General features: G+C 66.0%; 12 protein-coding genes. 7 read left to right on the top strand and 5 right to left on the bottom strand.

Features of this window, described 5'->3' with window-relative positions:
- Positions 1-15 precede the first annotated feature (15 nt).
- From FJ417_RS14635 to FJ417_RS14625, 3 genes are read right to left on the bottom strand one after another with little or no spacing between them, the layout of a single operon-like run.
- On the bottom strand, positions 16-1,038 hold the full coding sequence (locus FJ417_RS14635; RefSeq protein WP_140783934.1) for an NAD(P)-dependent oxidoreductase: 1,023 nt from the start codon (positions 1,036-1,038) through the stop codon (positions 16-18).
- 27 nt (positions 1,039-1,065) lie between these two features.
- Positions 1,066-1,830, bottom strand: coding sequence for an SDR family oxidoreductase (locus FJ417_RS14630; RefSeq protein WP_140783933.1), 765 nt, complete (start codon positions 1,828-1,830; stop codon positions 1,066-1,068).
- Positions 1,830-3,077, bottom strand: coding sequence for an MFS transporter (locus FJ417_RS14625; protein WP_140783932.1), 1,248 nt, complete (start codon positions 3,075-3,077; stop codon positions 1,830-1,832). The genes FJ417_RS14630 and FJ417_RS14625 overlap by 1 nt, the downstream gene beginning before the upstream one ends.
- 234 nt (positions 3,078-3,311) lie before the next feature.
- On the opposite strand from FJ417_RS14625, the gene FJ417_RS14620 reads away from it, so the two are divergent.
- From FJ417_RS14620 to FJ417_RS14590, 7 genes are read left to right on the top strand one after another with little or no spacing between them, the layout of a single operon-like run.
- Positions 3,312-3,662, top strand: a complete 351-nt coding sequence (locus FJ417_RS14620; protein WP_140783931.1) for a RidA family protein — start codon at positions 3,312-3,314, stop codon at positions 3,660-3,662.
- Positions 3,663-3,683: 21 nt separating this feature from the next.
- Positions 3,684-5,114 carry a dihydropyrimidinase gene (gene hydA / locus FJ417_RS14615; RefSeq protein WP_140783930.1) on the top strand — a complete coding sequence of 477 codons (1,431 nt, stop codon included), beginning with the start codon at positions 3,684-3,686 and terminating at the stop codon, positions 5,112-5,114.
- Complete coding sequence (locus FJ417_RS14610; RefSeq protein ID WP_140783929.1) at positions 5,099-6,013, top strand: nitrilase-related carbon-nitrogen hydrolase; 915 nt, start codon at positions 5,099-5,101, stop codon at positions 6,011-6,013. Before hydA ends, FJ417_RS14610 begins: the two co-directional genes overlap by 16 nt.
- A gap of 7 nt (positions 6,014-6,020) precedes the next feature.
- Positions 6,021-7,340, top strand: coding sequence for a Coenzyme F420 hydrogenase/dehydrogenase, beta subunit C-terminal domain (locus FJ417_RS14605; protein WP_140783928.1), 1,320 nt, complete (start codon positions 6,021-6,023; stop codon positions 7,338-7,340).
- Positions 7,337-8,491 carry an FAD-binding oxidoreductase gene (locus FJ417_RS14600; RefSeq protein ID WP_140783927.1) on the top strand — a complete coding sequence of 385 codons (1,155 nt, stop codon included), beginning with the start codon at positions 7,337-7,339 and terminating at the stop codon, positions 8,489-8,491. The genes FJ417_RS14605 and FJ417_RS14600 overlap by 4 nt, the downstream gene beginning before the upstream one ends.
- Complete coding sequence (locus FJ417_RS14595) at positions 8,488-9,771, top strand: Zn-dependent hydrolase (RefSeq protein WP_140783926.1); 1,284 nt, start codon at positions 8,488-8,490, stop codon at positions 9,769-9,771. The genes FJ417_RS14600 and FJ417_RS14595 overlap by 4 nt, the downstream gene beginning before the upstream one ends.
- Positions 9,768-10,433, top strand: a complete 666-nt coding sequence (locus tag FJ417_RS14590; RefSeq protein WP_140711178.1) for an isochorismatase family cysteine hydrolase — start codon at positions 9,768-9,770, stop codon at positions 10,431-10,433. The genes FJ417_RS14595 and FJ417_RS14590 overlap by 4 nt, the downstream gene beginning before the upstream one ends.
- On the opposite strand, the gene FJ417_RS14585 is transcribed toward FJ417_RS14590, so the two are convergent.
- Positions 10,418-11,905 carry a D-aminoacylase gene (locus tag FJ417_RS14585; protein WP_140783925.1) on the bottom strand — a complete coding sequence of 496 codons (1,488 nt, stop codon included), beginning with the start codon at positions 11,903-11,905 and terminating at the stop codon, positions 10,418-10,420. The genes FJ417_RS14590 and FJ417_RS14585 overlap by 16 nt on opposite strands.
- Before the next feature lie 12 nt (positions 11,906-11,917).
- Entirely contained in the window at positions 11,918-13,459 is a 1,542-nt protein-coding gene (locus FJ417_RS14580) for a trimethylamine methyltransferase family protein (RefSeq protein WP_140783924.1), read from the bottom strand.
- Positions 13,460-13,467 lie beyond the last annotated feature (8 nt).

Here is a 13,467-nt window from a genome sequence, read left to right as displayed (position 1 = left end):
TCTGGTCGGCTTGGCTCAGTTCTCGTTGGCGGCGATCCAGTCCATGTAGTCGTGGAACGCTTCCTTGCCGGCACGCGGCCGCCACGTGGTGTCGCGCAGGATGCGCGCGATGTCATAGGCGCCCCACATGCCGCCTTTCAGCCTCACATCCTGGACGATGTTGGCGTCGTCTCCAGGCGTCACCTCCGCCTTCAGGCCCGGCACGCGTTCCCTTGCCCAGCCGATGATCTCGCCGATGGTCTGGCTGGACCCGGAGCCGATATTGTAGTGGCGGTAATTGAGGCGGGGCGCATCGATCAGCGCGAGGATCGCTGCGGCAACGTCGGTCGAGGCCACATAGTCGCCGACGGGCTCCAGGCTGTTCGGCCTGATCGTCTCGCCGGCCAAGGCCATATGCGCGACGCGGTTCGGAACATGACGAAAATTGCGGCTCTCGGTGGCGCGATCCATCGGGCCGTAGACGGAAGCGAGCCGCACCGAGGCCGCCGACAGGCCGAACAGATCGGCATAGCGGTTGGTGACCATCTCGGAGGCGAATTTCGAGATGCCGTAGAGCGTCAGCGGCGCGACATAACCGTCTTCCGGCAGTGGCTCGGCGCCCCAGTCCGGTCCGTTGTGGCGATAGACGGAACCGGAGCTGACATAGACGAAGCGTTTCAGGCCTGGTCTCGCGCGCGCCCAGTCCAGCATGCGCACTGTGCCCATGAGATTGACGTCGACGATGCGGGCCGGGTCTGCGGCCTCCGGCTGGCGCTTTGCCTCCGAGGCGCTGCCGCGCGAAATCGGCGTGATCGTCGCGCCATGCACGATTGCCGTGATGCCTTGCTTGTCGAGCGTCGCGGACCAGGCTTGCGGGTCGAGGATATCGGCGGAAATCACCGTCAGCCGGTCGCGCACCGGAGCGAAATGCTTCTCGGCTGCGGCGTCGAGGCCGGAGCGATCGAGGATCACGGCGCGGGCTTGCGGATCGCGGTCCAGCCATGCGCGCGCGACCACGCTCATGACAAAGCCGGTGCCGCCGGTGACGAGCAAGGTCATGGAAACTCCTCTGGAAAGGTTGCTGCCTCAGCGCGTCGCATAGCCGCCATCCACGAGCATGTCTGATCCGGTGACGAAGGATGCGTCGGAGGAAAGCAGGAAAGCCGCCGCCGCGGCGATCTCGTCGGGCTCGGCGATGCGGCCGAGCAGATGGGCAGGACCAAGGCCGGCATTGGCGGCCTCGAAATCGGCAAACCGGCGCAGCAGGCGCGTCGTCGCCACCGCGCCGGGCGACAGGCTGTTGACGCGGACCCTGTCGGGCGCGTGGTCCACGGCCATCGCCTTGGCGAGGTGGATCAGTCCGGCCTTGGCCGCGCAATAGGCGACGGCCCTGGTGGTGGCGACGCGTCCGAATTGCGAGCCGATGAAGACGACGGAACCTCCGCCACTTGCCGCGATCAGCGGCACGGCGAACTTGCTCATCAGGAAGGCGCCGGTCAAGCCGACATCGATCTCGTGCCGCCATGCGCTTTCGTCGAGATCGACGACGGTGGCGCTGGTCGAGGGCGCCGCGGCATTGTGCACCAATCCGTCGAGCCGGCCGAAGTTTTGCCGGGCAAATGCGACGGCCGCCTCCGCGGACTCGATATCCGTCACGTCGCATTGGCAAGCGGCAGCTGAAGGCCCGAGTGTCTGGGCAAGCTCGGTGGCCGGCTCTGGACCGTAATCGGCGCAGACGACCTTAGCGCCTTCGGCAACACAGCGGCGCGCTATCGCGGTGCCGATGCCGCTGGCGGCGCCGGCGATCAGGATGACTTTGCCCTCGAGACGCCTCATGTCTGGCGCTGTCATCAGGCCTGCTCCTCCAATGCCGGCATGGCCGCCAGCGTGACCGGACGGCGCAACAAATTGTAGCAAGCAGCTATCGTCACCAGCACGGCGCCGCCGCCCAGAAGCAGGAACATGGCCGGCGCGCCCATATGCTCCATCAGGCCGGCCGAAATGCCGGGCGTCGCGACATTGCCGATCGAATAGAGCAGGAGCAGCGTGCCGGAGGCCCCGACCATGTGCCGGCTGTGCAATTGCGAGGCGCCGAACGCCATCGCCACCGGATAGACCGTCAGCGCCGTCGCGCCATAGAGGAAGAACAGCACGAAGAGCAGCGGGACCGAAAAGTTGCCGAGCCAGGCGATCGCGGCGCAGAGCGTGACCGACAGGATACCCTGGACAAGCAGTATGATCCTGCGCTCAAACCTGTCGGACAACCAGCCGACGGGCGTCTGCGCCAGCATGCCGGCGATGCTGATGGTCGTGACCAGCCCGACGGTCGTTGCCGCCGACAGCCCGATCTGCGTGCCGTAGATCGGCGTCAGCACGAAGATGTTCATATTGGTGATGCCGCCCTGGAAAATCGCCACGACGGTCACCGGCGCCAGCCGGAAAAGCGCCAGCGGGCCAAGGCGCTTGACCGGCCTTGCCGAACTTGCGTGCTCCGGATCGGTGGCAGGCAGCGCCGGCCAGCGCCCACCGGCGAATTTGGAGATCAGCGCCAGCAGCACTGTCGCCGCCGCCACCGGGAACAGATGCGGCGATTGCGGGCCGACCATCGCGACCAGAACCTGCCCGAGCAACACGGCGATTGCCGTTGTCAGCATATAGATCGAAAACATCGCGCCGCGATTGTGGTGCTCGGCATAGAGGTTGATCCAGCTTTCGCAGACGACGAACAGCGATGCCATCGCGAGGCCGCCGAGCAGGCGAAAGCAGATCCAGCTCGGCAGGAAGTCGGTGAAGACGAAACCGGAAGCCGCCAGCAGCGCGACGACGACAATGGCAACGAAGGTTCGCTCATGGCCGTATTGGGCGACGGCCGGGCGGGTCACCAGGCATCCGATGAGGAAGCCCACGGGATAGGCCGTCAAGACGATCTGCACGACCTGGGGAGAAATGCCGGGCTTGCCAAGATGCAGCGACACGGCGGTGGTCAGCATGGCGCTGCCGATGCAGGCCAGGCAGATGCCGATCATGATCGGCAGCAGGGCACGGGAGCGCTCTGCATTTTGCCAGAGCCGCGTCGCGGATTGAGCGATCGACCTCATGAATGCGGCTGCGGCGGCTCCCTGGCGGCACCGTTGACCGACGGCAGCCCGGGCAGAAGCTACACTTTGTGACGATTGCCACAAACGAAGATTGGCGCGGCTATGGCTCAAATTTTTTTGGCCATGCCGGTGAAGGAAAGCAGCGTCTCGGCGCGCTGTGGGCTTTACAGCGGTTTTGCACCCTCCTTACCATAGGCAAAAACCAAAATCTGGAAACCAGCGGAAGGGAAAATCATGACCATCGAACGCCTGGAAAACGGCCAGCGCTTCTGCCGGGTGCTCCGCTATAACGGCACCGTCTATGTGGCGGGGCTGACCGCGGACGATCTTTCGGGCGACACCACCAGCCAGACCAAGCAGATCCTTGCCAAGATCGACGCGCTTCTCGCCAAGGCCGGCAGCGACAAGTCGAAGCTGCTCAGCGCGCAGATATGGCTCAGGGACATCGCCGACTTCGAGATGATGAACAAGGCCTGGGACGCCTGGATCGACAGGAGCGCCATGCCGGTGCGCGCCACGGTGGAAGCGCGGCTTGCCGGCGACCAGTATCGTGTCGAGATCATGGTGACGGCGGCCGTCGGCTGAGCCCGCCGGCGAGGTACGCCAATGCATGAACTGGTAATCAAGGGCGGGCGCGTGGCGCTCGACGACGGCTGGGCCGAGTGCGACGTCGGTATCGACGATGGCCGCATCGCTTCCATCGGCAAGGCCCTTTCCGGCGAGAAGGCGATCGACGCCGGCGGCCGCTGGGTGATGCCCGGCGGCATCGACGCGCATTGCCATCTCGACCAGCCGGTCTGGGGTGGAGCCGGCAATGCCGACGATTTCTATTCCGGCACGATCTCCGCCGCTTTTGGCGGCACGACCTGCATAGTCCCATTCGGCATGCCCGGGCAGGACATGACGACTGTCGGCGCCATGGACCGCGCGCTGGAGCGCGCGGCGGGACGCGCGGTGATCGACTACGGGCTGCATGCCGTGGTCACCATGGGCACCGGCGCGGATGTCGAGGCTCAGCTTGGCGCGCTCGCCCAGCGCGGCATCGCCTCGGTCAAGCTGTTCATGACCTATCAGAGTTTCGCCGTCGACGACGACCTCTTCTTCAAGATTCTCGATACGGCAAGGCGGTTGGGCTGGATCGTCATGGTCCATGCCGAGAACGACGCCGCGATCCGGCGCACGCGCCAGCGGCTAATCGACCTCGGCCGCACCGATATCCGCTATCATGTCGTTGCCCACAGCGAGACGATGGAGCGCGAGGCGACGCATCGCGCGCTGGCCTTCGCCGAGATGGCCGGCGCGCGCATGACCATCGTGCATGTCTCGTCCTGGCAGTCGGCCGAGGAGGTGGCGCGGGCAAAGATGCGCGGCGTCGACGCTATCGCCGAGACCTGCCCGCAATATCTCTTTCTCGGCGCGGCCGATCTCGATCGCCCGGCAATCGATGCGGCGCGCTTCGTCTTCTCGCCGCCGCCGCGCTCGCCGCGCAGCCACGAGCATCTGTGGCAAGGGCTGATCAATGGCGGCATCGACCTGTGGTCGTCCGATCATTCGCCATATTATTTCGCCGACAAGATCGGGCAGTCCGAGACACCCGGTTTCACCACGACACTGAGCGGCATTCCAGGCATCGAGACACGCCTGCCGCTGCTGTTTTCGGAAGGGCTGCTCACCGGCCGCCTGACGCTCGAGCGCTATCTCGACCTCACCTCGCGCAATGCAGCCTCGATCTACGGCTTCGCCGATCGCAAGGGTCGCATCGCCATCGGGCTCGACGCGGACCTGGCGCTGTGGGATCCGACGGCGCGCTGGACGCTCGGGCACAGGGCGCTGCACTCGCGCGTCGACTTCACGCCCTACGAGGGCAGGGTCGTCACCGGCAAGCCAAGCACCGTTCTGGTGCGCGGCGTGCCGGTGGTCGCCGACGGCAAGCTGCAGGCGGAGCCGGGCTTCGGGCGCTTTGTGGCACGGACCGCCGCCGATCCGGCGCATCTCAGAAAACCAGTCGAGGATTGGACACCATGGCTCGATGCCTGACCATCGCCGTTTGCCAGACCGGACCGATCCAGCGCAGCGCCACGCGCGCCGAGACGGTTGGGCGGCTCGTGGATCTCCTGGAGAGAGCTGCTTCCGCCGGCGCCGAGATCGCGGTGTTTCCCGAAATGGCGCTCACCACTTTCTTCCCGCGCTGGCGCATCGACGACCAGGCCGAGATCGATGCCTTCTTCGAAGCCTCGATGCCGGGGCCGGAAACGCGGCGGCTCTATGATGCCGCCGCGCGCCTGAAGGTTGGCTTCGCGCTTGGCTATTGCGAGCTGGCGCAGGAAGAGGGCCGCACGCGCCATTTCAATACAATGGATCTGGTCGGGCCGGACGGTGCCTTCATCGGCCGCTACCGCAAGATGCATGTGCCGGGTTCGAGCGAGCCCGAGGCGGGCACGACCACGCATCTCGAACGACGCTATTTCGAGCCGGGCAATCTCGGCTTTCCCGTCTTCGACTATCGCGGCGTTCGTGTCGGCCTCGCCATATGCAACGACCGCCGCTGGCCGGAAACCTATCGCATGCTCTGTCTCAACGGCGCGGAGGTGGCGTTGCTCGGCTATAACACACCGCTTTTGCTCGACGAAGCGCCGGCTCTGGCGCATCTGAGAATGTTCCACAACCATCTGCCGATGCAGGCCGGTGCCTACCAGAACACGCTCTGGGTCGCCGCCGCGGCAAAGGCGGGTCTGGAAGACGGGCAGGCGCTGATCGGCGGCTCCTGCATCATCGCGCCGACCGGCGAGATCGCGGCACTGGCGATGTCGCTCGACGACGAAGTCATCGTCCATCGCGCCGATCTGGACCTGATCGAGACCTGCCGGAAAGTGAATTTCAACTTCGCGCTCTATCGCCGCCCCGATCAATACAAGCGCATCTCGGAACCGGTCTGAGACCGCGATGGGCCTCGTCGAAACAAGCCAACGCCAAGGCACACCGCCGCCCTCGACCGATCCGCTGACGCTCGGCGAGATCGTCGGAAACGGCCTTTGCATCGGCTGTGGCCTCTGCCGTTCGATCGCAGGTGCGGGCCACGTCGACATGGTGATGACGCCGGAAGGGCGCGAGCGGCCCGTGGCGTTGCAGGAATTGAACAAGTCGACACTGGCGAAGATCAACGCCATCTGCCCGGGAACGCGCATCGCCGGTCCGCCACCGGCGCAGATGAATGACGCCGCGTTGGCGGACACGGTCTGGGGATCGGTCGAACGGCTTGTGCTCGGCTCCGCTGGAAATCCCACAGTGCGGTTTATTGGCTCCGGCGGCGGGGCGCTGACGGCGCTCGGACAGTTCCTGCTCAGTTCGGGACGGGTCAAGTTCGTGCTGCATGTCGCGGCCTCGCGTTCCATGCCGATGCGCACGGAACGCAAGCTGAGCTTCGACGCCGCTTCCGTGCTCGAAGGCGCCGGCTCGCGCTATGGGCCGGCGGCGACGCTGGTGGATTTCAACGCCATTCTCGACCGCGGCGAGCCTTTCGCGCTGATCGCCAAGCCCTGCGACATCACCGCCGTGCGCAATCTGGCGCGGCTCGATCCGCGCGTCGACGAGCATATGCGCTATGCGCTCGCCTTCGTCTGCGGCGGCGCCTCGGAGCTGACCAAGTCGGAACAGGTGCTGCAGCGTTTTGGCCTCGGCGAGGAGGAGCTTGCTCTGTTCCGCTACCGGGGCCATGGCAATCCCGGACTCAACCGCATCGAAACCAAAGACGGCCGCGCCTTCGAGATCAGCTACCGGCAGCTCTGGGAGGACGAGGACAAATGGATGATCCAGCCGCGCTGCAAGATCTGCCCCGACGCGATCGGCCAGGTGGCGGATATCGCGGTATCGGATTCCTGGTTGAATGGCGGACCGGCCGTCGAGGATGAGCCGCTCAACGGTATCATCGTGCGCACCAAGCGCGGGCTGGAGCTGTTCGACGCAGCTGTCGAGGCCGGCGCGGTGCAGATCAAGCGGGAGAGCGGGATCGCCGAGATCAGCGAGTTGCAGTCGCATCAGGTGCGCAAACGCCGCGCGGTCTGGGCGCGGCTGAAGGGCATGGAGATCGCCGGCAAGCCGGTGCCTCTCGTCGCCGGTCTCGCCTTGCGCGAATGCGCGTCACAGAATTCAGCGGCCGAGAATCTGGCCGAGGGACGTGGCGCCCGCGATCGAGCCCGGCGCGGCCGCCTGGGTGAGCCGCCTGCGGTGCAGCGCGAAACAGTTTCAAAGGATGGGCAACCATGAGCGAGCAGACCGAGGTGATCGTCATCGGCGGCGGCATGGCCGGCGCCGGTGCTGCCTTCGAGATTTCATGCACTTCGAAAGTCGTGCTGCTCGAGCGCGAGAGCCATTGCGGCTACCACACCACGGGACGTTCGGCCGCAAGCTTCACCGAGAACTACGGCAATGGCGTCATCCGCCGCATCGTGCTGGCAAGCCGGGCGTTTCTTACCGAGCCGCCGACAGGTTTTTGCGATTATCCGCTGCTCAGCAAGCGCGGCATGATCACCGTGGCGCGGGCCGACCAGCTCGACCTGCTGCGCGAGGATCTGGAGGCGGCGCAGGCGCTGGTGCCATCGATCGTGGCGATGACGCCGGCCGAAGCGATCGCGCGCGTGCCGGTGCTTCGCGAGGACTATCTCGCCGGCGCCTACATCGAACCGCATTCGATGGATATCGACGTCAACGGCCTGCACCAGGGGTTCTTGCGCGGCGCGCGGGCGCGGGGCGCGCGCATCGTCACCAAGGCCGGCGTGAGAGGCATCGGGCGGCAGGGCGGACAGTGGCGGGTCGAGACGGAAGCGGGAACATTCCTTGCGCCGCTGATCGTCAATGCGGCCGGCGCCTGGGGCGACGAGATCGCGGCGATGGCCGGAGTGCGTCCGGTCGGCCTGCAGCCGAAGCGCCGCACCGCCTTCAACATTCCAGTGCCGGCTGGTCTCGACATTAGCGACTGGCCGCTGGTCAACGATGTCGGCGCGGAGTTCTATTTCAAGCCGGATGCCGGGCAGCTCTTCGTCTCGCCGGCCGATGCGACGTCATCGGAGCCGGTGGACGCCTTTGCCGAAGACATCGATGTGGCGATCGGCGCCGAGCGTCTCGAACGGGCGACGACGATCGAGGTGCAACGCGTTTCGCGCTCCTGGGCGGGTTTGAGGACGTTCGTCGCCGACGGCTCGCCGGTGGTCGGTCCGGACGACGAGTTTCCGGATTTCGTCTGGCTGGTCGGGCAGGGCGGCTACGGCATCAAGACCTCGCCGGCGCTGTCGCGTGTCTGCGCCAGCCTGATCGCCGACGACGGCCTGCCGGACGATGTCGCGAGGCAAGGCGTTTCGCTTGCGGAACTCACGCCGCATCGGCTGCGCGGTGCTCAGTCTCGGCTGGCCGCCTCATGAGCAGCGCCGCATTGACGGCCGGCGGCAGGCTGGCCGGGCGTCTCCTGGAGACACTCGCGCAAGCCACCACCGATGCGCCGGGGATCACGCGCGTCGCTTACGGGCCGGGCGAGCGCTTCGCCCACGATCTCGTGCGCAACGAGGGGGATAAACTCGGCGCCGTTGCGCGCGTCGATGCCGCCGGCAATCTCTATTTGACGCTGAAAGGCCGTGACCCTGACCTGTCGGCGATCGTCATCGGCTCGCATCTCGACAGCGTGGCGCATGGCGGCAATTTCGATGGCGCCGGCGGCGTCGTGGCGGGGCTCGCGGTAATGGCCGAACTGGTCGGGCAAAATATCCACTTGGCGCGCGATCTCATCGTGCTGGCAGCTCGCGCCGAGGAAGCGGTCTGGTTTCCGCTCTCCTATCCCGGCAGCCAGGCGGCGCTTGGCCTGCTCGATCCGCAGGCGCTCGAAGCCAGGCGTTCCGATAGCGGCCGCACGCTGGCCGAGCACATGCGCGAGGAAGGTTTCGACCCAGACGCCGTGCGACGCGGCGTGCCGGGCATCGATGCAGGCCGGATCGCTGCTTTCGTCGAGGTGCATATCGAGCAGGGACCACGCCTGGTCGCCGCCGGAGCACCGGTCGGCATCGTTACGGGGATCGCCGGCGGCTTCCGCTATGTCGACGCGAAATGTCTTGGCGCCTATGCCCATTCCGGCGCCGAGCCGCGCTTCGCCCGCCATGACAGCGTGCTCGGCTTTGCCGATCTGGTTGCGGGTCTTGAGGCAGAGTGGGACGCGCTCGAACGCGACGGCCACGAGGCGACGATCACCTTTGGCCGCGTGCAGTCCGATCCGACACAGCATGGCGGCAGCCGTGTGCTTGGCGAGCTTGGTTTCACGCTGGATGTCCGCAGCGCCGAGCCGGCCGTTCTGGATCGCATCGAAAATCGGCTTCAGACCATTTTCGCCAAGGTTGGCGCCACGCGCGGCGTCACCTTCGAGCCCGGGCCGCGCTTCACCTGGGAACCGGCGACCATGTCGCTGGACCTGATCGGCAGGCTCGACCGTGCTGCCACCGAACTGCAAATGCGCGCCCCGCATGTGCCGAGCGGGGCCGGGCACGATGCGGCCACCTTCGCCGGCGCCGGCATTCCGACCGCGATGCTCTTCGTGCGCAACGAGAATGGCAGCCATAATCCGCATGAAGCGATGGAGATCGCCGACCTCGATCAGGCGATCCGGCTGCTCCTGCGTTTCGTCACCGATTTCGACAACTCACCGGACCAGCGATGAACCTCGCCAAGACTGCCTTGCTCGTCATCGACCTGCAGAATGAATACCGTCCCGGCGCGGCCTGGCCGGTCGTCGGCTACGACGCCGTGCTCGCCAACGCTGCCGCCCTGATCGAGGCCGCCCGCAAGGCTGGCGTGTCCGTCATCCATGCGCAGGCCTGGGTCAAGCCGGAAGAGCGTGAAGGCTATGCGCGGCAGGAAGAGATACTCACCGAGGAATTCCGCTCTGCCGTCGCGGGCAGCGACGGCGCCGCGATCTGCGCCGAGGTAGCGGCGCAGCCGGGCGACATCGTCATCCACAAGCACTGGCCGAGCGCCTTTCGCCGCACCGAGCTTTCGCAGCGGCTCGCCGTGCTCGGCATCGAAAACCTCGTCGTCGCCGGCGTGCTGACCGACAGCTGCGTGACCGAAAGCGTGTTCGATGCGGTTTACCAGGGCTTTCGCGTGTGGCTGGTGATGGAAGCCTGCGGCAGCATGACGGAGGCGATGCACCGCACCGGCATGCTCGACATGGCGAACCGGCTCTATGGCGGCGGTATATTGCATCTGCCCGAAGCCCTGAAGGCGCTGGCCGGCCAGTCCTTCGATGGCTGGCGCTGCACGCGGCCGGTGGAGTTCGCCTACACGCTGGAGAGCGTCGACCGGATTTACGAGGCGCTGTGATCGGCGCCGCAGCCGCACGCGCCTCTGACGACCGTCTTTGAAGCCGCGGGCTTGAGAACCGCCCCCGGCAGCGCTCCGGTCGCCCTGCCGCCGCGCCAGACCGATACGCCGCTGACGAAGACATGTTCGATGCCGGCGGCGGGTCGGCGCGGCTCCTCGAAAGTGGCGCTGTCGATGATCGTCTCGGGATCGAAGATGACGAGGTCGGCGAAATTGCCTTCCGCCAGGATGCCGCGCTCTTGGATGCCGAATTCACGCGCGGGCAGGCCGGTCATTCGGAATACGGCTTCCTCCAGACTGAATAGCCCGATGTCACGCGCGTAGTGCCCGAGCACACGTGGAAAGGTGCCCCACAGCCGCGGATGCGGATGGATGTCGTGCGGCAGGCCGTCGGAGCCGATCATGGTGCGCGGATGCGCGATGATGTTGCGGACGTCGTCCTCGTCGAGCTGGAAATAGACAGCACCGGCCGGCAGCAGACGCTCACCGGCCTCACGCTCGGTGCAGTTCCATTCGCGGGCTATGTCGGCCATCTCGCGCCTCGCCATCTCCGGATGCGGTTCGGACCAGGTGACGAGGATCTTCAAGCCGGTGTCGCAGCGCCCCAGCCGGAGCACGGTCGAGCTCGCGGCATAGGGGTAGACGTCCATGCCGATGTCCATCGTCTCGCGCGCCTGGTCGATCCTTTCCAGCGAGGGCCGGCTCTTGCCGAAATTGGCGCGGCCGGTGCACTGGTGGTGCGAGATGAAGAGCTTGCCGCCGGCATGATCGGCAATGTCGATCGCTTCCTCGATCGCCTCGTCCATCGTCTCGAAATAGTTGCGCGTATGAGTGACATAGGGACCGCCGAGGCCGGCCGCCGTGGCGGCTAAGGCCTTTACTTCGTCGGTCGATGAGTTGACGGCAGGCGGATAGTCGAGCCCGGTGCTGAGGCCGAAGGCGCCCTCGGCCATCGCCGCGGCGACCGCTTCCTGCATCGCCACCGTTTCCGCTTCGTTGGCCGGCCGGTCGGTCACCGGCATGCAGCGCTGGCGCAAGGTGGTGTGGCCGACGAGCAGGGCGGCGTTGGTGGCGATGCCGCGGCGCTTCAGCTCCGCGACATAATCGGCGAAGCGGTCGAAACGGAAGTTCTCGCGGCCGCCGACCAGCGTGAAGGGTGGCGGCGGCCTGTCGAGCAGCAGCGGTGCAAGGCTGACGCCGCAATTGCCGGCGATCACCGTCGTCACGCCTTGGCTGATCTTCGGATCCATGCCGCGCGGTGCCAGCAGCGCGCCGTCGTCATGGGTATGCACGTCGATGAAGCCGGGTGCGACCACCTTGCCCTTTGCATCGATTTCCTCGATGCCCTGCGCGTCTTCCAGCCGGCCGATGGCGGCGATCCGGCCCATCGTGATGGCGATGTCTGCCTCGAAGCGGTCAGAACCGTCTCCGGAAATCAGCGTTGCGCGGCGGATGAGGAGATCATAGGGCATTGGGCGGCTTTCCTAGCTTTCCGGGTTGGCGGCGATCTCCTCGCGGCGGCGCGCGACATAGGCGTCGAGCTCCTCGCGGATCGCGGGGTCCATCACCGGTTCCTCATAGTCGTGCAGGGCCTGCTGCCAGAGCTCGGTCGCCCGCTCCAGCGCATCCTTGCCGCCCGCTTCCTGCCACGCGCCATGGTTCTGCCAGTTGGAAAGCATCGGCTGGTAGAAGGCGGTGGTGTAGCGCGACATGGTGTGCTCGGCGCCGAAGAAATGGCCGCCGGCCGGCACCGACTTGATCGCCTCGAAGCCGAGATCGTCTTCCTGGAACGGCAGCGGCCGCAGGAACTCCATCATGTTCTGCAGGATCTCGACGTCGAGCACGAGCTTTTCGTAGGACGCCGTCAGCCCGCCCTCCAGCCAGCCGGCCGCGTGGTAGATCAAATTGGCGCCGCCGAGAACCGCGCCCCAGGTTGCCATCTCGGTCTCATAGGCCGCCTGCAGGTCGACCACGTTGGAGGCGTTCGCGTTGGAGGTGCGGTAGGGCAGGTTGTAGCGCCGCGCCAACTGGCCGGCGATGATGTTGGCCTTGGCGTTCTCCGGCGTGCCGAAAGCCGGCGCGCCGGACTTCATGTCGACATTGGAGGTGAAGGCGCCATACATCACCGGCGTGCCGGGATTGACGAGCTGCGTCAGCACGACGCCGAACAGCGCTTCGGCGTTCTGCTGGCAGAGTGCTGCGGCCAACGTCACCGGCGTCATCGCGCCCATCAGCGTGAAGGGCGTGACGGTCACCGGCTGGCCGTGCTCAGCCATGGCGATCAGGCCTTCGGCCATCGCGTCGTCGAACAGCCGAGGCGAGTTGATCGAGATAATCGTTGTCACGCCGGGCGAAGTCCGCATCTCCTCGACGCTGATGCCGCGGGCGATCGCCATCATGTTGATGCCGTCCATTGCCCTGGCGCGGCCGATCGCGGTGCAGTGGAAGGAGAGGTCGCTGAGCGTCAGATTGGCGTGGTAAGTGTCGAGGTGACGCGCATTGGCCGGCAGTTCCATCGGCGCCACCACCTGGTTGCCGATGATGTGGATGGCGTTGAAGTGGTGCGCCAGCCGGATAAAGTTCTGGTAGTCGGGAAGATTGCCCTGGCGGCGGCCATTGATGCGGTCATGCACGTTGGGCGGGCCGGCGACCAGCCCGAAAACCAACGAATTGTCGCCGAGATGGACCTGCTTTTCCGGGTTGCGGCTGGTCAGCGTGAAGGACGACGGCACGTTGCGCAGGGCCTCGGTCACCAGGCTTTCATCGATCCTGATGGTCTTTTCCTCGCGATCGACGATGGCGCCGGCAGCGGCGAACAGGTCCATCACCTTCTCGCTCATGACGCGGATGCCGAGCTCCGACAGGATGCGCATCGAGGTCTTGTGCAGCTGTTCCATACGCTCCTCGTCGAGAAGCTGCATGGGCGGGTAGGGGTTTTTCACGCTCTGCCAAGGCAGTTGCGCGATGCCACCACCGCCGCGCCCGAGTTTCGATCGGCGACCGCCGCCACGCCTGTCCTGTGACATAAGTTTGT

The organism is Mesorhizobium sp. B3-1-7 (assembly GCF_006439385.1).
GTDB lineage: Bacteria > Pseudomonadota > Alphaproteobacteria > Rhizobiales > Rhizobiaceae > Mesorhizobium.
This window is presented reverse-complemented; position numbering and strand designations above follow the sequence as displayed.